At 60.7% G+C, this 22,013-nt stretch carries 18 protein-coding genes and 2 pseudogenes; 18 read left to right on the forward strand and 2 right to left on the reverse strand.

Annotated features, from left to right (window positions below):
- Positions 1–44 precede the first annotated feature (44 nt).
- The 6 genes and pseudogenes from QRN67_RS31955 to QRN67_RS31980 all read left to right on the forward strand — a co-directional run.
- Positions 45–218 (forward strand): annotated as a pseudogene (locus QRN67_RS31955) (IS3 family transposase); the annotation flags it as partial.
- Positions 219–281: 63 nt separating this feature from the next.
- A protein-coding gene (locus QRN67_RS31960; protein WP_285415023.1) for an IS3 family transposase occupies positions 282–1,468 on the forward strand; the annotation gives its coding sequence in 2 pieces (ribosomal slippage) (positions 282–537 and positions 537–1,468; 1,188 coding nt in all).
- 37 nt (positions 1,469–1,505) lie between these two features.
- A pseudogene (locus QRN67_RS33335) lies at positions 1,506–1,631 on the forward strand (IS3 family transposase); the annotation flags it as partial.
- Positions 1,632–1,830: 199 nt separating this feature from the next.
- On the forward strand, positions 1,831–2,589 hold the full coding sequence (locus QRN67_RS31970; RefSeq protein WP_285415025.1) for a Crp/Fnr family transcriptional regulator: 759 nt from the start codon (positions 1,831–1,833) through the stop codon (positions 2,587–2,589).
- 349 nt (positions 2,590–2,938) lie between these two features.
- Complete coding sequence (locus QRN67_RS31975; RefSeq protein ID WP_285415026.1) at positions 2,939–3,160, forward strand: hypothetical protein; 222 nt, start codon at positions 2,939–2,941, stop codon at positions 3,158–3,160.
- A 466-nt stretch (positions 3,161–3,626) separates the two neighbouring features.
- A complete protein-coding gene (locus QRN67_RS31980) occupies positions 3,627–4,151 on the forward strand; it encodes an IS3 family transposase (protein WP_285415027.1) in 525 nt (174 codons plus the stop codon).
- 55 nt (positions 4,152–4,206) lie between these two features.
- Here the strand turns inward: QRN67_RS31980 and QRN67_RS31985 are convergent, their stop codons facing one another.
- On the reverse strand, positions 4,207–4,626 hold the full coding sequence (locus QRN67_RS31985) for a MarR family winged helix-turn-helix transcriptional regulator (RefSeq protein WP_285415028.1): 420 nt from the start codon (positions 4,624–4,626) through the stop codon (positions 4,207–4,209).
- A 195-nt stretch (positions 4,627–4,821) separates the two neighbouring features.
- Here QRN67_RS31985 and QRN67_RS31990 point away from each other — a divergent pair, with 195 nt between their 5' ends.
- The 9 genes from QRN67_RS31990 (at position 4,822) to QRN67_RS32030 (ending at position 17,681) form a co-directional block, all read left to right on the forward strand.
- Entirely contained in the window at positions 4,822–6,651 is a 1,830-nt protein-coding gene (locus QRN67_RS31990) for an AMP-binding protein (protein WP_285415029.1), read from the forward strand.
- A gap of 50 nt (positions 6,652–6,701) precedes the next feature.
- The gene (gene bktB / locus QRN67_RS31995) at positions 6,702–7,889 is read left to right on the forward strand and encodes a beta-ketothiolase BktB (RefSeq protein WP_285415030.1); all 1,188 of its coding nucleotides are present in this window, start codon (positions 6,702–6,704) and stop codon (positions 7,887–7,889) included.
- Between the two features lie 11 nt (positions 7,890–7,900).
- Complete coding sequence (locus tag QRN67_RS32000; protein WP_285415031.1) at positions 7,901–10,216, forward strand: 3-hydroxyacyl-CoA dehydrogenase/enoyl-CoA hydratase family protein; 2,316 nt, start codon at positions 7,901–7,903, stop codon at positions 10,214–10,216.
- Positions 10,217–10,354: 138 nt separating this feature from the next.
- Positions 10,355–11,488: an ABC transporter substrate-binding protein gene (locus QRN67_RS32005; RefSeq protein ID WP_285415032.1), complete on the forward strand. Its 1,134-nt coding sequence runs from the start codon at positions 10,355–10,357 to the stop codon at positions 11,486–11,488.
- Between the two features lie 30 nt (positions 11,489–11,518).
- Positions 11,519–12,556, forward strand: a complete 1,038-nt coding sequence (locus QRN67_RS32010; protein WP_285415033.1) for a branched-chain amino acid ABC transporter permease — start codon at positions 11,519–11,521, stop codon at positions 12,554–12,556.
- A gap of 94 nt (positions 12,557–12,650) precedes the next feature.
- On the forward strand, positions 12,651–14,390 hold the full coding sequence (locus QRN67_RS32015) for a branched-chain amino acid ABC transporter ATP-binding protein/permease (RefSeq protein WP_285415061.1): 1,740 nt from the start codon (positions 12,651–12,653) through the stop codon (positions 14,388–14,390).
- Positions 14,391–14,393: 3 nt separating this feature from the next.
- Complete coding sequence (locus QRN67_RS32020) at positions 14,394–15,116, forward strand: ABC transporter ATP-binding protein (RefSeq protein WP_285415034.1); 723 nt, start codon at positions 14,394–14,396, stop codon at positions 15,114–15,116.
- A gap of 387 nt (positions 15,117–15,503) precedes the next feature.
- Positions 15,504–16,250, forward strand: a complete 747-nt coding sequence (locus QRN67_RS32025) for an acyl-CoA dehydrogenase family protein (protein ID WP_285415035.1) — start codon at positions 15,504–15,506, stop codon at positions 16,248–16,250.
- A gap of 207 nt (positions 16,251–16,457) precedes the next feature.
- Positions 16,458–17,681 carry an ABC transporter substrate-binding protein gene (locus tag QRN67_RS32030; protein ID WP_285415036.1) on the forward strand — a complete coding sequence of 408 codons (1,224 nt, stop codon included), beginning with the start codon at positions 16,458–16,460 and terminating at the stop codon, positions 17,679–17,681.
- 52 nt (positions 17,682–17,733) lie between these two features.
- Here the strand turns inward: QRN67_RS32030 and QRN67_RS32035 are convergent, their stop codons facing one another.
- A complete protein-coding gene (locus QRN67_RS32035) occupies positions 17,734–18,753 on the reverse strand; it encodes a winged helix-turn-helix transcriptional regulator (protein WP_285415037.1) in 1,020 nt (339 codons plus the stop codon).
- A gap of 138 nt (positions 18,754–18,891) precedes the next feature.
- Here QRN67_RS32035 and QRN67_RS32040 point away from each other — a divergent pair, with 138 nt between their 5' ends.
- The 3 genes from QRN67_RS32040 to QRN67_RS32050 are packed head-to-tail and all read left to right on the forward strand — an operon-like array spanning position 18,892 to position 22,010.
- Positions 18,892–20,043 (forward strand): iron-containing alcohol dehydrogenase, encoded by a 1,152-nt coding sequence (locus tag QRN67_RS32040; protein WP_503010964.1) that lies wholly within the window; start codon positions 18,892–18,894, stop codon positions 20,041–20,043.
- The gene (locus QRN67_RS32045; RefSeq protein WP_285415039.1) at positions 20,043–20,477 is read left to right on the forward strand and encodes an acyl-CoA thioesterase; all 435 of its coding nucleotides are present in this window, start codon (positions 20,043–20,045) and stop codon (positions 20,475–20,477) included. Before QRN67_RS32040 ends, QRN67_RS32045 begins: the two co-directional genes overlap by 1 nt.
- Positions 20,478–20,513: 36 nt before the next feature.
- Entirely contained in the window at positions 20,514–22,010 is a 1,497-nt protein-coding gene (locus QRN67_RS32050) for an enoyl-CoA hydratase-related protein (RefSeq protein WP_285415040.1), read from the forward strand.
- Positions 22,011–22,013 lie beyond the last annotated feature (3 nt).

The following is a 22,013-nucleotide window of genomic DNA, read 5'->3' on the forward strand; positions in this document are numbered from 1 at the left end:
TTCCCATAACACCTCCATGATTGAAGGTGTTGCGACGACCGGTTGAATCCGCCCAGTTCACCAGCCATGACTGGCAAGGTTTCCTGCGCGACCACAACCTGGTGAGCAGCATGAGCCGGCGCGGCAACTGCCATGACAACGCAGTCGCAGAGAGCTTCTTCCAGTTGCTCAAGCGAGAGCGCATTCGCCGACAAATCTATTCGACGCGCGATGAGGCCTGACCTTGCCCCCGAAAAACGTACCCCTTGCTGAGTGTTTCAATTCAAGCAAGGAGAACGGAAATGACGAAGACAACGAGGGCGCGCTACACGCTCGAATTCAAGCAGGAGGCGGTGCGGTTGGTCGAGGGCGGCCAGAGCATCGCTGCGGCGGCGCGCACATTGGGTGTGGTCGAGCAGACCTTGTTCAACTGGGTGAAGGCGCAACGCGAAGGCAAGCTCAGCGGCGCTGACGGCAAGGCGGTGAGTGCCGAACAGATGGAGATCAGCCGGCTGCGCGCCGAGCTGGCCCGGGTGAAGATGGAGCGCGACATCCTGGAAAAAGCGACGGCGTACTTCGCGAAAGCGCAGCGGTGAAGTACGCCTTCGTCCGACGCCACTGCCGGGTGTGGCCGATCTCGGTGCAATGCCGGGTGCTGCGAATCAGCATGGCGGGGTACCACGAGCACTTCGTTCGCAGGGCCTGCGGCGCTCAGCGGCGCCACCTGAGTGACGATGCCTTGCTGGTGCATATCAAGGCCATCCATGCCGAGACACACGGCTGCTACGGCTGGCCACGCATCTGGAAGGAGCTGCTGGCCCGAGGCGTGCGCGTGGGCAAGGAGCGGGTTCAAAAGCTCATGCAGCGGCACGGCATCCGCGCCCGAGGCAAGCGCCGCTTCAAGGTCACCACCGACAGCCGCCACGACCTGCCGATCTCGCCCAACGTGCTCAACCGCGAGTTCACCGTGGGTGAGCCTGACAAGGTCTGGGTGGGCGACATCACCTACATCGCGACGGACGAGGGCTGGGTGTTCCTGGCGGTGGTGGTCGACCTGTTCAGCCGCCAGGTGGTGGGCTGGTCGCTGCGGGGCGACATGACGCGCGACATCGTGATCGACGCACTGCGCATGGCGTGGTTCAAGCGGCATCCGGGCAAGCAGGTCGGTCTGATCTTCCACAGCGACAGGGGAAGTCAATACGCCAGCCACGACTTCAGGGCCGTGCTCGCCGAGTACAGCATCACCAGTTCGATGAGCCGCAAAGGCAACTGCTGGGACAACGCGTGCAACGAGACGCTGTTCGGCTCATTGAAGGTGGAGCGACTGCATGGGCAACGCTTCAAGACCAGGCGCCAGGCGAAGGACGAGATCATCGACTGGGTGCTCTGGTACAACCGCGCTCGGTTGCACTCGACGCTGGCCTACGTCAGCCCGATGCAGTTCGAGCAGGACTGGCTTGCCAATCAGCCGAGGCAAGTCAACTCATGAGCTTGGCTATGGGGTACGGATTCCAGGGGCAAGGTCAGCCAGAGCCGATGTCTTCAACTACATCGAGATGTTCTATAACCCCAGGCGTCGCCACAACACCGCTGGCGACTTGTCGCCCGTAGAGTTCGAGCGACGCCATTTCCAACGGCTCAAAAGTGTCTAGGGAATCCGGGGCGATTCATTGTCATACCAACTCGTCACCCTTTCCGGTCGCACTCAAATACCGCAAAGAGAAAGAGCAGGCTTCGCTTTGACCGACTTCATTTCTTCAACCACGGAAAATCCGGGACCCTGAAAGCCAGCGATGCCAGCCCCTTGGGGACGCGCAGGCGTACGAAGGAGGAGACCGCATTAGTTCCAGCATGTACCTGCATCCTCTTATCACCAAGCTGCCCGACAGCGAGCGTGCGTTGCTTGTTCAAAGCAGTGAGCTCAAAAGCTTCCGCCGCAACGACGTAGTGCTTGCGGTGGACCAGAAATCCGAGCATGTCTACTGCGTCGGCACCGGATTGCTGCGTGTTGTGGTGCACGGCAGCGATAGCGACAGCGAGGGCGTGACGACCGATTTCGTCAGTAAGGACGATTTCTTCTTTAGCCCCTCCTTGAACAAGGAAAGCTATATCGCGCAAGCGACGTTGATCGCAGCGCTTCCATCCTCCATTTATCTCATTCCGATCGGCGTGCTCCACCGTCTTTGCACGCTCTACCCACATGTCGCGGTGGGGCTGCTGGAATTGGCGGTCAAGCGCATTTCCATGGTTCATGGTCAGCTGAGACGGATATCTTCGCTTTCACCCATCGAGCTGGTGGGCCGGGTGCTTCATGAGCTTACTCATCTGGCGCCGGCAGGCCCCAGCGGCTACGACAAACGAATCACCCAAGCGGTGATTGCTTCGTATGTGGGGCTCTCACGCGAGGGAGTGAACAAAGCAATGCGAGAACTTGAGAATCGCGGCCTCGTTCGGCGCGACGAGGCTGGTGGGGTCCACGTCCCTCCGGAGTTCGCTTCCACCGACTTCGGCGCATTGGAGCTGGAAAGTGACAGTCAGAACCCAAAAGACATGCTGCGCTCAAAGTTGCAAAATCCGCCCGATGGACACAACCCTCGCCGAGGCTCGTAGGGGCGCGATGAAGCGTTGCCTTTCCCCCAAATGGTCAGTGATTCGTGTTTCCTTCATCCGTCGGTTCTAACTGTTTCGCGCCGATTCCGATGCCCATTGCAAATCCCCGGAAGTTCGCCTTCCTGGCGAGTCGTTCGCCACACATGAGGCGGGCAATTGTTAGACCGGGTAAGGCACTTTGCTGCAGATAACTACGTTCTCGGAATCCCACGTTCGCGCGATAGCGCTTGGTGTAAGCCCGTATCCTTCAGTCAGGTCCGGTTGCGTTTGGAGTGATGAAACTTCGACGGGCTTCGTGAGAGCCCCTCACGGCAAATATCAGCGGCCCACGCCCGCCACAATCTAGACCATGATCGATACAGAGACACTGCCCGACGGAGACTTGGGAGCGCTGGCATCCGAATGGCGCCAACGCGCGCTGCGGGGTGATCTGCACGCTCGCGGCATCGCTCACCAACTGGAAGCGGAACTGCGGCGGCGCGCGGGCGCTCTGCGCCCCGACTACGGGGTGCTCGATCTGCGGCCCCTTGAGCATCGGCAGCGACAGAGGCATTGGTGGAAGCTATGGTGAATGCCCGCCCCAAAAGGCGTGAAGACTCGCGCTTCATTCGGTGCTGGGCGTGTCGTGCCGTGCCTTCACGCAGCTGACCCCGGCTCATACGCCCAGCGTCGCGGTAGGACTGCAGACGCAGGGTGGTGCTCGGAAATGTAAGCCGGTCTCAGAACCCGCTGGAGAGATGACACGGGTATGAGCAGGAGAGCTGAGCGCTGAAGAGGCCGAGGCATCGGTCATCACGGAATACGAGGCCAAGATCGCGGCGCTCGAACGCAAGGTCGGCCAGCTCACCATGGAGCTCGACCTTGTTAAAAAAACTCCACGCCTTCGCCTCGTGAGCGACAACGAGAACTTATCAATCGTCACTGGCCCGAAGCCTGCTCCATTCGACGGGGGTGCCAAGTGATCGATCTTCCGCGCAGCACGTTCTACTACCGGTCGACGGCAGTGGGCGAAGATCTGAGACGCCCGGCTCGCCGAGTTGATTGGGTCCATCCAGGACGAGGTGCCAGGCTACGGCTACCGGCGCGTGACTCATGAATTGCGCCGCCGCGGCCACGTGGTCAATCACAAGCGGGTCGCACGCGTGATGAGGGCACAAGGCCTGGGCATCAAGCTTCGCAGGCGATTCGTTCGAACGACCGACAGCAAGCACGACTCGCCGATCTTCTCGAACCTTTATCGCAACGTCATCCCGACGCGGCCGAACGTGGTCTGGGTCGCCGACTATGCAAGTGAAACCTATCGCAGAGCCCTGCAGGACGCGGGGCTGCGCGGGTCGATGAGCTCGCCCGGCAACCCGTACCACAATGCGCAGGCCGAGAGCTTCATGAAGACGCTCAAGGTCGAGGACGTCTACATCGGCGGCTACGAGACCTTCGGTGATGTCGCCAGCCGGCTTCCACGGTTCATTGAAGAGGTCTACAACGCAAAGCGGCTTCACTCGGCGCTCGGCTATCTTCCACCCAACGAATTCGAATCCCAACTTGCTCGGAAGGCGGCTTAGTTCGCATGAGCCCGGTGGTCCAGCCGCAGGGGTTCACTCCAATCAATACCGTGAATCAGTCAGCGAGCTTGCTGACCCTATGAAGCATCGAAAGTAAAACTTCCTTTTCTTTCCCCATGAGCTTGTCTAGTTGCTGCTCATGCACGTCGAAGCGACGCTTGAGGTCCGCAAGGACCTTGCCTCCCTCGGTGGTTAGAACGATCCGACGGTTGCGCTTGTCGGTGTCGCAGACGAGGCGCTGGACGAGGTCCATCTCTTCGAGCTTGTTGAGGAGAGGGACGATGCGAGGCCGTTCGACGGCCAGCACTTCGGCGAGTTCTGCCTGTGTGATCTGCGGGTTGTCTGCGACGACCGCCATCACCGAGAACTGCACGAGCGTCACCGCCTTGTCATCGAAGGATCCGTAGATGCTTTGGAACACCGCGATCTGCGCGCGACGAATCGAGTATCCGATCGTGCTCTCGAGGTAGCTCATGTCGATGACTCGGGTGTTGCCTGCCCGGGGTTGTCTAGGTGCTTGCATGCATGTGATGGCTGCGCGGTGCGCGGCTTCCTGTGGCGTGAGAGTGTGATGCGCGAGGGCGGCTCAAGGGTAAACCCCACGTTAAATAGATAACAATGTTATCTATAGTCAGTCTAATAGAGCAAGTATAAACTTTCAGAGGTAACAGTGAACACTTGGCAAGATGACTTTGGCCGCATAGAGGTGAGGCGCTCCACGTCGCCGGAAGGTGACGTGATTGCGGCGACGACGCCTCTCGCCGAGCGCTACGCCACCTTGACGCAGATGCTGGATCGGCATGCGATTGACTCCGCAGAGAAAGTCTTCCTGCGTGAGCCGACTCCGACTGGCTGGCGTGACCTTCGCTATGGCGAGGCGTCCCTGCTAACGCGCCGTCTGGCGGCATCCTTGGTATCGCTTGGGCTCGGCATTGATCGGCCGCTGGCGATTCTGTCGGGCAACTCTATCGACCACGCACTGCTGTCGCTGGCGGCGATGTCGGTCGGCATTCCGGTGGCGCCGATCTCGGTGGCGTATTCGCAGTTTCAAGACCTGTCCAGGCTGCGCGGCATCCTGGAATTACTCAGTCCGGGCCTTGTTTTCGCGGGTGACGGTGCGGCCTTCGAGCGAGCGTTGAGCCTCTCCGCGGAGTTGGGCGCCCAAATCGCGGTTGGAGCAGCCCCTCCGCGGGCGTTGAATAGCATTGAGTTGTCCTTTCTGATGAAAAACGGCTCTGGACTGGACTGCGATGCTCTTCGACGAGCCGTGACGGCCGATACAGTTGCCAAGATCCTGTTCACCTCTGGTTCGACGGGCACACCCAAGGGTGTTCTCGTGACTCAGCGCATGATGTGCAGCGATCAGTCTGGAATGGCGCAAGTCTGGCGCTTTCTGGAAAGCGAGCCGCCAGTGATGGTTGACTGGCTGCCATGGAATCACACCTTTGGTGGCTGCCTAAATTTCAACCTTGTCCTGCGCAACGGCGGGATGATGGTGATCGACGATGGCCGGCCACTTCCTGGTCACATTCAGCGCTCTCTTGAGAATTTGCGCTCGCATCCCCCGACGGTCTACCTGGGGGTGCCCAAGGCCTTGAACGAGTTGGTGAAGGCGTTCGTCTCTGATCCGGCACTGGAGCGTGCGTTCTTCGCCAATATTCGGGTCATCTTCTCTGCGGGCGCCTCGTTGCCACGTGCAACCTGGGATGCCCTGCACGACGGCTATAGGCGCGTCAACGGCAGGAGACTCAATCTCTTCATCGGATGGGGTTCGACGGAAACAGCTCCAGTGGTGAGCATCACGCGTCCGAATGCTGACCGCCATGACTCCATTGGATTGCCGCTGCCTGGGGCTGCCATCAAGCTGGTGCCCAACCAGGACAAGCTCGAGTTGCGGGTTAAGGGTCCTATGGTGATGCCGGGGTATTGGCGCCGGCCTGACCTTTCCGCGGCAGCTTTTGATGATGACGGGTACTACGCGATCGGCGACGCCGGCAAGTTGGACCCCGACCGCTGGGAGCAGGACGGCATCCTGTTTGATGGGCGGGTTGCCGAGAACTTCAAGCTGCTCAGTGGCACCTGGGTCAGTGTGGGAGCGCTGCGGCTGGCCGCCATCAATGCTGCCGCCCCATTGTTCGACGAGGTGGTCGTGACGGGCCACGACCGGGATGAAGTGGGTCTGCTGGTGTTTCCGAGCCTGATGGCCTGTCGAGCTCTGGCTCAGGGTGACGTGGAGACGCTGCCGAATCTCGTCAAGTTGCCCGTGGTCCGTGATGCCGTACGGAAGGCCCTTCAGCAGCTTTGTGGTGCTGGCGGCTCTTCCATGCAAGTGCGCCGCGCCTTGCTCCTGGCCAGCGCGCCGTCCATGGAGTCCGGCGAGATGACTGACAAAGGCTATCTCAATCAGCGCGCGGCGCTCCAACGCCGTGCACAAGACGTGGAGCGGCTCTATGCCGAGCCTCTGCATCCTGACGTGATCCTGGCCGCAGACACCGTGTAGTGGCGTGAGCTACTCGAATCATTTCCTATTGACGAACAAGGAACAACTGCATGAGTACTGATATCTTCATTCTGGGCGGAGCCCGTACAGCAATCGGCACGTTTGGCGGAACGCTGAAGGACCTTTCGCCTACCAAGCTCGGCACGGTAGCTGTGCGCGAGGCAATCTCGCGCGCCGGACTGCTGCCGAAAGATGTTGATCACTCCGTGTTCGGCACTGTTATTCCGACCGAGGCTGCCGATCTTTTCTTGGGTCGAACCGTGGCCATCGAGGCGGGAATGCCTGTCGAATCGCTCGGATTGACCGTCAACCGACTGTGTGGATCGGGTGCGCAAGCGATCGTCAACGCGGCCCAGATGATCCGCTTGGGAGAGTCGAATATCGCGGTGGCTGGCGGCGCCGAAGCGATGAGCCGCTCGCCGTACTCGGTGCAGGGCATGCGCTATGGACAGCGCATGGGAGACGGCGTTCTCTATGATTGGCTGTCGAACACGCTCGCGGATCCGTTCGGCCATGGTGCGATGGGATGCACGGCGGAGAATGTGGCGACCAAGTACGGCATCGACCGGGAGCGCCAAGATGCGTATGCCGTGGAAAGCCACCGGCGTGCCGCAGAGGCGATTGAGCAAGGCCGGTTCAAAAGCCAGATCATTGGGGTCGAGATCAAGAGCCGCAAGGGCGTCCAGGTCTTCGATACCGACGAGCATGTGCGTCCCGGAACGACCACTGCCGACCTTGCCAAGCTCAAGCCAGTCTTTCGCGAGGGTGGCACTGTGACTGCGGGGAATTCGTCTGGCATCAACGATGGTGCCGCCGCGGTGATCCTGGCAAGCGGCCAGGAAGTGGATCGCCGTCGCTTGCAGCCGATCGGACGTCTGATCGCGTGGGGGCTGGCAGGCGTCCCGCCGGAGATCATGGGCATTGGCCCCGTGCATGCCGTCCCGGTGGCACTCCAGCGCGCCGGGCTTGCCCTCGACGACATCGACGTCATCGAGTCCAACGAAGCATTCGCCGTGCAGGCACTTTCGGTGATCGATGGGCTTGGGCTCGACCCCGCCAAGGTCAACCCCAACGGAGGCGCTGTGGCGCTTGGTCATCCGTTGGGCGCGACGGGCGCGATCCTGACCATCAAATGCCTATATGAGCTGCAGCGGATCAAGGGCCGATACGGCATCGTCACGATGTGCATTGGTGGCGGTCAGGGCATTGCGCTGGTGATCGAGAACTTGGCCCAGTGAGTAAGCACACTATGCATGTCGAACTCTCTCGCGCCATTGTCATCGGCGCAGGCAATATGGGCGCTGGTATCGCAGCACACCTTGCCAACGCCGGTATCAGCGTTCTACTTCTGGACCGCCCCATGGTGGATGCGCGTTCGAGAAATGAACTGGCCGAACAGGCCGTCGAACGACAGTTGCGTGGCGCTGGTTTCATGCACCCCGACCGTGCCCAGCTGGTTGAGTCGGGCAATGTTGAAGATGATCTGGCACGCGTGTCCGAAGCCGACTGGATCGTCGAGGCCGTGTTCGAGGACCTGGAGATCAAGCGGGAGCTCTATGCGAAGCTGGAGCGCTTGCGCAAGCCGGGGTCGGTGGTTTCTTCAAACACCTCGACGATTCCTCTGGCACACCTGACTGAAGGCTTGGGAGATGCCTTCGCACGGGATTTTGTCGTCACGCACTTTTTCAACCCGCCGCGGGTGATGAAATTGCTGGAACTCGTGGGTGGCAAGAAGACGTCCCCGGATGTGATCGAACGCGTGGCTTCTTGGTGCGACCGTCTGCTGGGCAAGACGGTAATTCATTGCCGCGATACGCCTGGCTTCATCGCCAATCGCATCGGCAACTACTGGATGTCGGTCGCAGCCCTGGAGGCCAAGTCGTTGGGGCTGACGGTCGAGGAAGCGGATGCTGTGATGGGCGCACCGTTCGGCATTCCGCGCACGGGCATCTTCGGCTTGTTCGACTATGTGGGCGTGAACCTGGTGCCGCTCGTCTGGGGCAGTTTCATGAAGTCGCTGTCCGCAGACGACGCGCACCGCCAACACGACGTAACGCGTGACCCCTTCATCACACGGATGCTGGAGTTGGGGCGAACGGGCCGGGCCGTCGGCTCCGGCTTCTATCGCACTACCGAAAAGGGTGGGAAGAAGATACGGGAAGCGCTGGATCTCTCGTCTGGTGAATACCGGGCTGTTCGGGCTGTCCAATTGGCGAGCCTGGATGCGGCGGGAAGAGACCTCCGTTCGCTTTGCGAGCAGCCGGATCGTGGTGGCAGGTATGCCTGGAACGTTCTCTCGCACCTGGTTTCCTACACCTCGGAGATTGGCCCTGAGATCGCCGGCGATGTGGCCTCGATCGACGTGGCTCTGAGGCTGGGATACAACTGGAGCTTCGGCCCCTTTGAACTGGCGGACCGCGTCGGGGTCGCCTGGTTGGCCGAGCGGCTGTCGGCTGAAAGCCGTCCCGTGCCTGCGCTGTTGAAGAAGGCCGTCGAACAGGGAGGTTTTTACAGCGGCGAGCGCTGGCTCAGTACCACGGGACAGTGGATGGGGGCCGTGGCGGGGTCTGGGGCACTCGCGTTCTCAGCGATCCGGCGGCTCGCCCCTCGCGTCGCCGGCAACGACAGCGCTTCGCTGTGGGACATCGGTGAGGGTGTTCTGGCGCTCGAAGTGCATACGAAGATGAATGCCTGCAACGAGCAGGTGGTTGATCTGATCGAAGCGGCTCCGGGCCATGTGAGTCAGGGCTTTCGCGCGCTCGTGATCGCCAATGACCACCCGCGTGCGTTCTCAGTAGGCGCCGACATTGGAAGTTTCGTCACATACGTGAAAGGGCGAGATTGGGCAGGGCTTGTGCGTTTTGTCGAGCGTGGGCAATCGGCGCTTCGGGCATTGCGTATGGCGCATTTCCCCGTGGTGGGCGCACCGTTCGGACTGGCGCTGGGCGGGGGGTGTGAGCTCCAGCTTTGCTGCGATGCCAGCGTGGCGCATGCAGAGCTCAATGCCGGTCTTCCAGAACTCAAGGTCGGCATCTTGCCTGGCTGGGGCGGCTGCACCCGTCTCCTGGAGCGATGGATCGAGCGTTCAGGAGGCGATGCGCATCTTGCCGCGTCCAAAGTTCTGGAGGTACTGATCGACGGGACACCCAGCGGCTCGGCGCTCGTCGCGGTCGACCGTGGCCTGCTGCGTCGCACCGACAGGATCACGATGAACCGGGATCGCCTGTTGGAAGACGCCCGGCAATTGGCGCTCGAGCTGGCCGATGGCGACTACCGGCCGGCCTCCGTGCTGCACTGGTCTGTACTGGGCGCCGATGGCGCCGCGGAGCTGTATGCCCGCGTGGATGAGCAGCGCACGAACCTTGGGTTCAGTGAGCACGACATGGTTGTTGTGCGTGCGATTGCGGAAGTCCTCAGTGGCGGTGATGTCGCTGCGGGAACAGCCGTCACGGACATGGACATCCTTGCCTTGGAGGTCGACCGCATGGTCGCTCTGGCAAAGACACCGAAATCGCTGGCGCGCATGGAGCACATGCTCCAAACCGGCAAGCCGCTTCGCAACTGAGTGGGCGGTGCGAATTTCTCCCCTGGCGCCAAAACCGCGATCGCGTTGGCCGGGGAGTCCTGCTTCGTCGTGGACATGGCGTCCGGGACGTTGGACCGTCCGGCCCCGCCGGGCAATCATAAGAAAAGGAGACAAGTGATGAAGATGTTGAAGACCATAGTGGTGAGCGCCTGCCTGATCCTGGCCGGAGCGTCGCAGGCCGAGATCACGATCGGGGCGATCCTGCCGTTGAGTGGCCCCGCGTCCGGTTTGGGCATTCCCTCAAAAAACGCGATGGCCCTGTGGCCGAAGGTGATTGCGGGCGAACCCGTCAAGCTGGTCATTCTGGATGACGCTTCCGATCCGAGCACCGGGGTGAAGAATGCTCGGCGGCTGGTCAGCGAGGACAAGGTCGATCTGATCGTGGGCTCGGTCGCCACGCCGGTTGCGGTGGCCATTGCCGACGTGGCTTCCGAGACGCAGACACCACAGTTTGCGCTCTCGCCGGCAGAGTTGCCGACGGGCAAGGATGCATGGACCTTCCGTCTGACCAATTCCAATGCCGTCATGGCGGGCATCGCAATTGCGCACATGAAGAAGCAGGGCATCAAGACACTCGCGTTCATCGGCTACAGCGACACCTATGGTGAGAGTTGGCTGAAGGAACTGCGAGCAGCCACGCCGACGGCGGGTATCACCATCACGGCCGTGGAGCGCTTTGCGCGTGCGGACACCAGCGTCACTGCGCAGGCGCTGCGCGTTACGGCGGGCAACCCCGATGCCATATTTATCGTCGCCTCCGGCAGCGGTGCGGCCATGCCACAGCTTGCAATTGTGGATCGTGGCTACAAGGGCAAGATCTACCAGAGTCAGTCGGCGGCCACGCGCGACCTGATGCGCGTCGGCGGCAAGGCCGTCGAGGGGACGTTCGTGGTTTCGGGGCCCGCCGTGGCGCCCGAGCAATTGCCGGACACCCATCCTTCCAAGGCCGTGGCCACCAGCTTTGTCCAAGCTTATGAGAAGCAATATGGCCCGAACTCCCGCAATCTGTTTGCCGCGGACAACTTCGGCATCACCCTCATTCTCGAAAAGGCCGTGCCCGAGGCCCTGAAGAAGGGAAAGCCGGGCACGCCCGAATTCCGGGCCGCGCTCAAGACAGCCGTCGAGTCGACGGGCTCGGTATTTGTCCCTCAGGGATGGGTGACGTTCAGCGCGACCGATCACTGGGGATTTCAGCGCTCCGGCGGCGTGGTGCTGAAGGTCGTGAACGGCGACTGGAAGGTCGAGCCCTGATCGGGTAACCCAGCACGAGGAACATCCGCTATGGACTTTTCGATTGCGAGCATCCTGATGCTCGATGGACTTACTAACGGAGCCATCTACGCCTTGGTGGCGCTGGCCCTTGTGCTGGTTTTCACGGTGACCCGCGTTATTTTCATTCCGCAGGGCGAGTACGTCGCCTTTGCGGCGTTGACGGTCGCTTCGTTCCAGGCACAGCAGGTACCAGGAACGGTTTGGCTGCTGCTGGCACTGGCGATTACGGCGCAAGTCGTGGAGTCCATCCAAGCATGGCGCCGCCGTGAGCGGTGGACCCGGATTCTGGGCCATGCATTGACTCGGCTGGCCTTGCCGTTGCTAATTTGCGCGGCCGGATGGTGGTTCGCCGGGATGCAGACGCCTCTGACTTTGCAGGTCGCGCTGACGCTGGCCCTGGTCACGCCGATGGGGCCGCTGATCTACCAACTAGCCTACCGACCTCTAGCCGACGCGAGTGTGCTGGCACTGCTTATCGTCTCCGTCGGCGTTCACTTTACGCTGACGGGCCTCGGGCTGCTGTTCTTCGGTGCAGAGGGGTCGCGCACGCCATCTTTCTGGAACGAGCAATTCAGCCTCGGGTCGGTATCCGTGTCCGGCCAAGCCGTGGTGATCTTTGCCACCGCCACGTCGCTGATTGCGGGGCTGTTCCTGTTCTTTGATCGATCCCTGCGCGGCAAGGCGTTGCGCGCCACGGCGGTCAACCGCACCGGTGCACGGCTGCTGGGGATTTCGGCCGATGGCGCAGCCCAACTGAGCTTCCTGCTCGCGGCCTTCGTCGGCGCGTTGTCTGGCGTGCTGATCGGACCGACCACCACGGTGTTCTACGACTCCGGGTTCCTGGTGGGGCTCAAGGGCTTCGTGGCAGCTGTGTTTGCCGGATTGACCAGCTTTCCGCTGGCATTGCTCGGAGCGCTCCTGTTGGGGGGCATCGAGGCATTCGGCTCATTTTGGGCGAGCGCATACAAGGAGGTCATCGTCTTCACCATCATCTTGCCGGTGCTGCTATGGCGATCATTCACCGACCCGCACGGGGAGGAACACTGACATGACGCATGTGAGTTTCGAGCACAAGGGTACTGCGAAGCGCTTTCTGGCCAAGGGTTGGCATCGCGGCACGGGCGTCACGGCAGTTTGCCTGATGCTTCTCGTGCTGCCCCAACTGCCGATACCAGAGTTCTGGATCACGCAGCTCAACTACATCGGTCTTTACGCGCTGGTCGCACTCGGTGTCGTGCTGTTGACCGGGGTGGGGGGGCTGATCTCCTTTGGCCAAGCGGCCTTCGTGGGCATTGGTGCCTACGCCACGGGATATGTCACGACGCAACTTGGATGGTCTCCCTGGTCCGGGCTCTTTGCAGGCTTGCTCATCACGAGCGCTGTAGCTCTGATCCTGGCACTCGTGACCTTGAGGATGTCGGGGCACTATTTGCCGCTGGCCACGATCTGCTGGTGTCTTGCGCTGTACTACACCATGGGCAACCTGGAGGTCCTCGGCAAGTTTGACGGATTGGCTGGCGTGCCGCCTTTGTCGATTGGGGGACTGAGCTTGCAGCCAGTCGGGCGGATCTACTACCTCATCTGGGGCTGTGCCATCCTCGCGGCTTTAGGGCTTTCCTTTCTCCTTGACTCCCGGCCGGGGCGCGTCATGCGCGCCATCAACAGCAGCAATGGCGGCGGCGTGACGATGCCGGAAGCGATGGGGGCGTCTACGTTCCGCTACAAGGTGGCCATGTTCATGGTCGCGGCCCTGTTGGCTTGCGTTTCGGGCTGGCTCTTCGCCCATATGCAGCGCATGGTCAATCCGTCGCCATTCGGGATCAAGATGGGCATCGAGTACCTGCTCATGGCTGTCGTGGGCGGCCTGGGAAGCGTCTATGGTGCATTCATTGGCGCTGTGGTCGTGAAGTTGGCCGAGGACCAGTTGCAGGTTCTGTTGCCCAGGCTGCTGGGCAGCGGTGGCAACTATGAACTCGTCGTGTTCGGCATCGTTCTGGTGCTGGTGCTCCAACTGGCACCCAAGGGACTGTGGTCGGTCTTCGGCCGTTGGGTGAAGCCCGTGGCGCGCCGCAGGGATTGGTCCGAGGCGGTTGCACTGGAGGACCGGAAGAAGCCCGGCAGAGGCGAGGAACTGCTGGACATCCGGGGCATCCGCAAGCAATTTGGCGGGCTCGTCGCCGTAAACGATGTGAGCTTCTTGGTACGGGCGGGTGAGATCGTAGGGTTGATCGGTCCCAACGGGGCGGGCAAGTCGACCACCTTCAATCTAGTTTCGGGCGTTCTGACGCTGACCGCGGGCGAGGTCGTGTTCCGAGGCGAGCGCGTCGATCAACTGGGTTCACGTGCCTTGGCGCGCCTGGGTTTGTCGCGGACGTTCCAGCACGTGAAGCTGGTCCCGGACATGACGGTGCTCGAGAACGTCGCGATCGGCGGCTACGTGCGCTCGCGCGCTGGGACGCTGCGCGGCATGCTGCGGCTGGATAGGGCGGAAGAGCGCAGGGTTCTGCGCGAGGCCGAGCGGCAATTGCATCGCATCGGGCTGGGCGCGCACCTCGACGATCTGGCGGGCAATCTGGCCTTGGGACAGCAGCGGCTCGTGGAAATCGCGCGGGCACTCGTCAGCGATCCGTGCCTGCTGCTGTTGGATGAGCCTGCCGCGGGGCTGCGGCATCTGGAGAAGCGGGCCCTGACTGAGATCCTCAGGCAACTCAAGGCCGAGGGGCTGAGCCTGCTCTTGGTCGAACACGATATGGATTTCGTGATGAAACTCACCGATCGCATTGTGGTGATGGAGTTCGGCACCAAGCTGATCGAAGGGCTGCCGCATGAGGTCCGAGTCAGCCCGGCTGTGCGAGCTGCCTACCTCGGAACGGAGCATTGAGCCATGACTACAGTTCTCAAGGTCACCGGACTGCATGCTGGCTATGGACGCGCTGAGGTGCTGCGGGGGATCGGCATCGAAGTGGACTGCGCATCAGTGTGCTCCGTTATCGGTCCGAACGGAGCTGGAAAATCTACCCTGCTCGGGGCTTTGATGGGATTGTTGCCTGCACGCGGAGAGATCCTCTTCGAAGGGGAGGACATCACGGGCCTGTCACTGGAGCAACGTGTTCTGCGCGGCATTTCGCTCGTCCCCGAGAAGCGCGAATTGTTCGGCTCCATGACGGTGGCTGACAACCTTTTGCTTGGCGGCTGGCGTCCCAGGAGCCAAGGCAACGGGCGCTGGCGCGACACGCTGGATCAGATCTATGCCCTGTTCCCCAGGCTGCATGAGCGCCAGTCGCAATTGGCCGGAACGCTCTCCGGCGGCGAGCGCCAAATGCTGGCGATTGGCCGGGCGATGATGAGCCAGCCGAAGCTGTTGATGCTCGACGAACCGAGTCTGGGCTTGGCGCCGCGCATCGTGGGCGAGATTCTTCAAACCATCGATGGCCTCCGGGCCTCCGGCGTGTCAGTTCTGCTTGTTGAGCAGAACGCCCGAGCGGCACTCGCCATATCGCAGTACGGCTACGTACTGGAGACGGGCGACGTCGCCCTCAGCGGAACAGCCTCCTCGTTGGCTGACGATCCACGCGTGATTGAAAGCTATCTGGGCGCGGCTGCTTGAAGTGCGTTGGCCATGGCACTGCTTCGACGTTGTCTGCTTGAACTGCGCGCCCTGGAAGCCTCCCGCGCGAGGGCCGAGGGTGCACCGACACTCTCGATCGATCTGGACGCAGCTTTCGATCAGATGGGTGATGCCGGATGGACTTCGGAAGCGCCTGTTGATGCGCTTGAGCACTCCGAGAACTTGCAACCTATTGCTTGGGATCCGGCCTTTCGATGACCATTTACCTACCTCCGCTTCGTGACATTCACTTCGTGATCCACCATGTTCTAGAGGCGCCAAAGCAGTGGAGGAATCTGCCAGCTTATGCCGACCTCGACGAAGAGACGGCATGGCAGATTGTGAATCAGGCAGGGCGCTTCGCTGCGGAGGTTCTGGCCTCCACCAATGCAGTTGGTGATCGCGAAGGCTGCACCCTGCAGGATGGGGATGTTCACACGCCCGCAGGCTTCGCTGCTGCGTATCAGGCATTCGTTGATGGAGGACGGCCCTCACCCCGATATAGAGCGCCGTGATGGGGCCAGTCGCCGCAGCGCGTTGCTGACCCCGGTGTTAAAGGCCTTCCTGACGCACCATGGCTTTCACGGGACGAGCGCGGCCCTGCAGGTCCTGGGCGGATACGGCTATGTACGCGAATACGGCATCGAGCAGCATTTGCGGGACGCCCGGATCACGATGATTTATGAAGGCACCAATGAGATTCAGGCGGTCGATTTCCTCATGCGCAAGGTGCTGCCCGACCGCGGCGGGGCGCTGCAGGAATTGCTCAGCGAGTTCGAGGCATCGGCGAGCCAGTGCGAGGGTGAACTGGCTCCATTGGGGATGGCGCTTGGACGCGCATATGCCCAAGCCCAGAAGGGGCTAGCGGTTGTGCTGCAGGCCGGAGAAGAGGGGGGCGAGGCGATGTTGCCTGTTGCCGATGACTTCCTAATGGGTGTGGGCTACACCTTGATGGCATGGGCCTGGTGTCGCATCGCCACCGCCGCCCGGGATCTGGAGGATAGGGAGCTCGCGGCGCAGAAGCTGATGCTTGCCCGGTTCGGTCTGTCTTCGCTCATCCACGACGGCTCGTACCACTGGGAGAAGGTTCGTCACCTGTGCTCGCCCCTGCCGTGGCTTGCACACAAGGGTTGAACTCGGCCGGCCCCGCGGGCAATGGATGGGCCTGCTGGTCCGTAGAGGTTACTGCTGGTTCACGGCCGATCTGGCTTCGCCCTCTGTCGCTGAATAATTCGGGAAAGCTCGGATATTACTTGCACAAATGGACTTGCATACTTGCATTACTGGATTGACTATCCGGCAATCTGCATCCACGGGTCAACTCATATCGAAAGGTCCCTTATGAAAGTTTCAAATCTCCTGGCATGGAGTCTTGCCGCGATAGGCGGGCTATTTTTCAGCGGCGCGCAGGCGCAGAGCAAGGTGTCGGATGATGTCGTGCGCATTGGCGTGCTGACCGACATGTCTGGCCAGTTTTCTCACGAAGGAGGAAAGGGCTCCGTAACGGCGGTTCAGATGGCCGTGGAGGATTTTGGCGGCAATGTGCTGGGCAAGCCTGTCGAGGTAATCTTCGCGGACCACTTGAACAAGCCGGACGTTGGGATGTCCAAGGCTAGGGAATGGTTCGATACTCAAAAGGTCGACATGGTCACCAATCTGATCAATTCGGCCATCGCCTTGGGAGTCGCTGGTGTGGCCAAGGAGCGCAACCGCATCGCGATCATCAATGGATCTGGCTCGTCACGGCTCACGAACGACGCTTGCACGCCCAACAGCATCCACTACGCATATGACACCTATGCCCTGGCGAAGGGAACCGCTGGTGCCTTGATAGACAAGGGCGCGGACAGCTGGTATTTCCTTACCGCGGACTATGCCTTCGGACATGCACTGGAAGCCGACGCTTCAGCAGTCGTCAAAAGCAGTAACGGGACGGTTGTAGGCAGCGTGCGCTATCCGCCGGACTCCAATGACCATTCCTCTTTCTTGCTGAGAGCTCGAAACTCCAAGGCGAAAGTGGTTGCGATCGCAGGATCGGGAGCAACGTTCATCAATGCCGTCAAATCCGCTCGCGAGTTTGATCTTGCTGGTGGTGGGCAGACGGTCGCAGGCCTTCTGGTCTGGATCACCGACGTGCATTCGCTGGGACTGAAAACGGCTCAGGGAATGCTGCTTACGACGGCGTTCTACTGGGATCACGATGACAAGACACGGGCGTTCGCCAAGCGATTTAACGAACGAATGAAACGTATGCCGAACATGGGTGATGCCGGGGATTATTCGTCCACCATGCACTATCTGAAGGCGGTGCAGGCAGCTGGGACGGACGAGGCAGGCGCCGTCATGGCCAAGATGAAAGAGACTCCGGTCAACGATTTCTTCGCCACGGGTGGGCGAATCCGGGAAGACGGCCGCATGGTTCACGACATGTACGTCTACCAGGTGAAGAGCCCTTCTGAATCAAAGTATCCCTGGGATTACTACAAGCTGGTGGCCACGATTCCGGCCAATAAGGCCTTCAGGTCACTCTCTGACAGTGCCTGCCCCTTAGTGGCGAAAAAATAAGTAGATTGGTCGCCATTGCCCCCGAGTTGCATCGACTGGGGGCTTGTGTGCCTTATTCGGACGGTTTGGGGTCGCGGTAGTTCATGGTGAAGCGCATGCTGTGTGCGTTCAGGGCCTCGCGGCACTGGTCGCAGGCAACTGTGGGCTCGAAGTCCTTGCCGCAGTCGTTATGGGTGAGGATGAGGGGGGGGGCGCCATCCGATAGCCATTTGTCTCCCCAGCGAAGCATGGCGATCATCGATCCGAACAAGTCCCGACCTTTGTCGGTGAATCGGTACTCATACCTGTTGGGTCCGGACTGATACAGCACTTTTCGAAACACGCCGTTGTCGACCAGGCGATTGAGCCGGTCGATGAGGATGTTGGGAGCGATGCCCAGGTTGTTCTGGAGATGGTCGAATCGGCGCACCCGAAAGAATGCTTCGCGGATGATCATAAAGCTCCAGCGGTCGCCGATGACCTGTAGGGCACGCGCGACTGAACTGGGGCGGCGGTGTTCTAGGGCGGTGGGATCGGCGGAGCGGCGACTCTTGCGCTTCGTATGGATGACGCTGGTCCCTGCTCCTGGTCCGTCGCGGTAGCTGACGTTGCTGGGAAGAATTTCGGCTCGGCACTTCGAGCAGATGACGATGGCGCTACAAGGCTGCCCGCAGTTGTGATGGATGAGTTGCAGGGGTTTGCGCCTGCGGCCAGCTAGCCACTTATCGCCAAAACTCATGAGCGCCATCATGACTGGATAGAGGTCAATACCTAGGCGTGTAAGTTGGTACTCAAACCGGGGTGGCCGCTCTGAATAGAGGACCTGTCGTAACAAACCCTTGGCCGTCAACGTGCGAAGCCTGTCTGCGAGTGTCGTTCGGGGCAGTCCGAGAATTTCCTTGAACTGCTCGAAGCGTCTCACGCCGAAGTAGCACTCCCTGAGGATCATGAAGCTCCATCCGTCACCGATGACGTCGATCGTGCGGCCGACAGAGCAGTTTCTTTCTTGAATTTCGGCGTTCGGTGTAAGCGGTGGTTGCATGGAAGGGGCCGAGCCGCGCTCAGCATGAGTTCGTGAGGTTTCTGGGGTCATGAAATCTATGTCCTGCAAGCAAGCAAGCGAGAAGATTCATGCAGTCTATCTTGTTGACTTGAGGCGGATCTCTTCAAAAAGCACTTGCCGAATGAGCTACATAGTCTAATAATGCAAGTCATGGAAAAGAAGGCGGCTATGCAAAACTTTGATTTCTCTACATGCGGAACGCTTAGCGTGGAGCGCGGAGGCGCTGCCAGACTGGCGGGCAAGGTGTCCGCGATGAAGTGCAAATCCGTTCTCGTCGTGACGGACGAGGGGTTGCTGCGTTCGGGTGCTCTTCAGTCTGCGATGGATGGACTGAAGGCGGCCGGAATTCCGTTTTCTGTGTTCTCCGGTGTGCAAGCGGATCCTCCGGAGTTCGTGATTCACGAGGCCGCAGCAGCTGCAAGAGAGGTTGCTGCAGATTGCGTCATCGGCTTTGGCGGTGGCAGTTCGATGGATGCTGCAAAGCTCGCGGCATTGCTGGCGGGCGGCGATGAGGTGCTTGGCGACGTTTACGGCGTCGGGCTGGTGAAGGGGCCGCGGCTTAAGCTCATCCTGGTCCCCACGACCGCCGGCACTGGCTCTGAGGTAACGCCCATTTCCATCGTGACCACGGGCGAAGGGCAAAAGAAGGGGGTCGTCTCACCCATTCTGCTGCCCGATCTCGCTTTGCTTGATGCCGAACTCACACTGGGGCTTCCTTCTCACGTGACGGCAGCCACAGGCATCGACGCCATGGTGCATGCGATTGAGGCATTTACCAGCAAGCGATTGAAGAATCCGATCTCTGATTGCCTGGCTCGGGATGCGCTCAGGCTGCTGTCGGGGTCATTGCTCCGAGCGTGCCGGAATGGCAGTGACGTTCAGGCGCGCGAAGACATGTTGCTGGGGGCTTGCTTGGCCGGAATCGCATTTGCCAATGCGCCCGTTGCGGCAGTACATGCGCTGGCGTACCCTATCGGTGCGCAGTTTCATGTGCCACATGGACTGTCGAATTCTCTCGTGCTCGCGGCCGTGGCAAGGTTCAACCTGCCGGCGGCTCGCAAGGAATATGCGGAACTCCTGGACATCGTGAATCCAGGTCACCAGGGTGAAGAGGCAGACAAAGCCGGAGCCTTTGTCGAATACCTCGCAGGTTTGGCGCCTTCGGTGGGACTGCCGACGACGCTGCGGGAGGTTGGTATCGGCGCTAAGGACATTCCGATGCTCGCTTCTGATGCGATGAAGCAGACGCGGCTCCTTGTCAACAATCGACGGGAACTCGCTGAGAGCGATGCTGCGGCGATCTATGCGGAGGTCTTGTGATGCAGAAGAAATCGCCGAGCGCAAAGGTGGACTATCCGCGCATCGTTGTCATGCCGACGCGTTGGGGGGACAACGACTCCTACGGCCACATGAACAATGTCGTGTATTACTCATTCTTCGACAGCGTGGTGAACAAGCACCTGATCGAGAACGGTGTGCTGGACGTTGCAAGGAGCGAGGTTGTGGGCCTGGTTATTGAGACGCAATGCACGTTCTTCTCGTCGATCGGATTCCCAGATGACGTAGCCGTGGGGATGAAGGTCGTGCACCTTGGGCGCAGCAGTGTCAGATACGAGATTGCACTGTTCCGTAACGACGCGCAGGAAGCGTCGGCCGTCGGGCAGTTTGTGCACGTGTATGTGAACCGGCAGAGCAACCGGCCCACCGAAATTCCCGCTGCTGTTCGCGCCGCTTTGGCCGAAATTACGGTTTGAACCTACTGACCTTCTATAGACGAGAGGAAGAAGTATATGGAAATGGTAGGCGAAGCTCGAGTCAAGGCATCCAGAGAAAGCGTGTGGGATGCCCTTAACGACCCAGCGATTCTGCAGGCGAGCATCCCGGGCTGCGAGGCATTGGAGCGGACTGCCGACAACGCTTTCACCGCGACAGTTGTTAGCAAGGTGGGGCCGATCAAGGCGAGATTCACCGGTAAGGTAACTCTCTCTGATATCCAGCCGCCCCGCAGCTACACGCTGACGGGCGAGGGTTCGGGTGGAGCCGCTGGTTTCGCCAAGGCAGACATCGGGGTTGCTTTGGAAGCGCTCGAGCCACAACTGACGCTCCTGCGCTATACGGTGAAGGCCAACGTGGGCGGAAAGCTGGCGCAACTCGGGTCGCGAATGATCGATTCGGCTGCGAGGAAATCGGCGGACGACTTTTTCGAACTATTCGGCAAGCAAGTTGAAGGCCGGAATGTGGAGGGTGCAAGCGCGGGTGGAAATGCAGGTCAGGAGGCCGCGAAGTTGTTGGCTGCGGCCATTGCGTCTTCAGCGCCCGCCGCGGTCGCTCAGGAGACGGTGCCGTCCCGAGCCGGCCAGGCGGTCGAAGCATCCTTACCGTCGGCGAGCGCCGACGTAGCGGTCGTTGGTGTGGGGACGGCCGACGAGGTCATGGATGTCCTAACGTCGGAACAAGTCAAGATCTGGATCTCGGATGGCATTGCGGTCGTAACACTGAACCGTCCTGCCAATCGCAATGCGATGACCTATGCCATGTGGAGGGCATTCCCGGCAATCATGGGGGCCATGGAGCGCAACCAGCAGGTGCGCGCCATCATCCTGACTGGTGCCGGGACGGATTTTTGCTCCGGCGCAGACATACCGGAGTTCGAGAGGGTTCGGTGCGATGCAGCACAGTCCACGGCTTACGAAGTGGCGGTGGATGCTTGTTGCGACGCCATTGCCAATGTGAGCAAGCCCACTATCGCAGTGCTCCGGGGCTATTGCCTCGGAGGCGGTGCGCATCTGGCGATGTCGTGCGACTTCAGGTACGCGGCAACCGATGCCGTGTTCGGCATTCCTGCGGCCAAACTGTCCATCATCTATGGGGTACGTGGCACCAGGAAGCTGCTCTCATTGGTTGGCCTGCCTATGGCCAAGAAGATTCTTTATGGCGCTCAACGCTTCCCCGCCGACGAAGCGCTGAGGATTGGCTTCGTCGACCATGTGGCCGTCAAGGCAGCAAGCTCGGGCGGATGGTGGTCACGGCTGCGAGGCAGCGCGCCCACCATCGAGCCGGGTGATCCGATGGTCGATGCTCGGGAATTCGCCAAGTCCATGGCTGGCAATGCACCTTTGAGTATCGCGGGCGCGAAGTCCTTGCTCAACGGCATGGCAATGGGCGCGGGGGCGCTGAATCTTCAACGCGCGGAAAAATTGATCGAGGCCGCGTCTGCCAGCGAGGACTATCGCGAGGGAAGAAAAGCCTTCGCCGAGAAGCGCGCGCCGCAATTCCAGGGCCAGTAAACA

The sequence above is a fragment of the Variovorax sp. efr-133-TYG-130 genome, from assembly GCF_030208835.1.
In the GTDB taxonomy this organism is placed as follows: Bacteria; Pseudomonadota; Gammaproteobacteria; order Burkholderiales; family Burkholderiaceae_C; genus Variovorax.

Bases quoted from the DNA above. Each gene is read 5' to 3' on its own strand.
- QRN67_RS31970 (WP_285415025.1), top strand. From the start codon at position 1,831: ATGTACCTGCATCCTCTTATCACCAAGCTGCCCGACAGCGAGCGTGCG.
- QRN67_RS31975 (WP_285415026.1), top strand. From the start codon at position 2,939: ATGATCGATACAGAGACACTGCCCGACGGAGACTTGGGAGCGCTGGCA.
- QRN67_RS31985 (WP_285415028.1), bottom strand. From the start codon at position 4,626: ATGAGCTACCTCGAGAGCACGATCGGATACTCGATTCGTCGCGCGCAG.
- bktB (WP_285415030.1), top strand. From the start codon at position 6,702: ATGAGTACTGATATCTTCATTCTGGGCGGAGCCCGTACAGCAATCGGC.
- QRN67_RS32000 (WP_285415031.1), top strand. From the start codon at position 7,901: ATGCATGTCGAACTCTCTCGCGCCATTGTCATCGGCGCAGGCAATATG.
- QRN67_RS32005 (WP_285415032.1), top strand. From the start codon at position 10,355: ATGAAGATGTTGAAGACCATAGTGGTGAGCGCCTGCCTGATCCTGGCC.
- QRN67_RS32010 (WP_285415033.1), top strand. From the start codon at position 11,519: ATGGACTTTTCGATTGCGAGCATCCTGATGCTCGATGGACTTACTAAC.
- QRN67_RS32015 (WP_285415061.1), top strand. From the start codon at position 12,651: ATGCTTCTCGTGCTGCCCCAACTGCCGATACCAGAGTTCTGGATCACG.
- QRN67_RS32020 (WP_285415034.1), top strand. From the start codon at position 14,394: ATGACTACAGTTCTCAAGGTCACCGGACTGCATGCTGGCTATGGACGC.
- QRN67_RS32025 (WP_285415035.1), top strand. From the start codon at position 15,504: ATGCAGTTGGTGATCGCGAAGGCTGCACCCTGCAGGATGGGGATGTTC.
- QRN67_RS32030 (WP_285415036.1), top strand. From the start codon at position 16,458: ATGAAAGTTTCAAATCTCCTGGCATGGAGTCTTGCCGCGATAGGCGGG.
- QRN67_RS32035 (WP_285415037.1), bottom strand. From the start codon at position 18,753: ATGACCCCAGAAACCTCACGAACTCATGCTGAGCGCGGCTCGGCCCCT.
- QRN67_RS32040 (WP_503010964.1), top strand. From the start codon at position 18,892: ATGCAAAACTTTGATTTCTCTACATGCGGAACGCTTAGCGTGGAGCGC.
- QRN67_RS32045 (WP_285415039.1), top strand. From the start codon at position 20,043: ATGCAGAAGAAATCGCCGAGCGCAAAGGTGGACTATCCGCGCATCGTT.
- QRN67_RS32050 (WP_285415040.1), top strand. From the start codon at position 20,514: ATGGAAATGGTAGGCGAAGCTCGAGTCAAGGCATCCAGAGAAAGCGTG.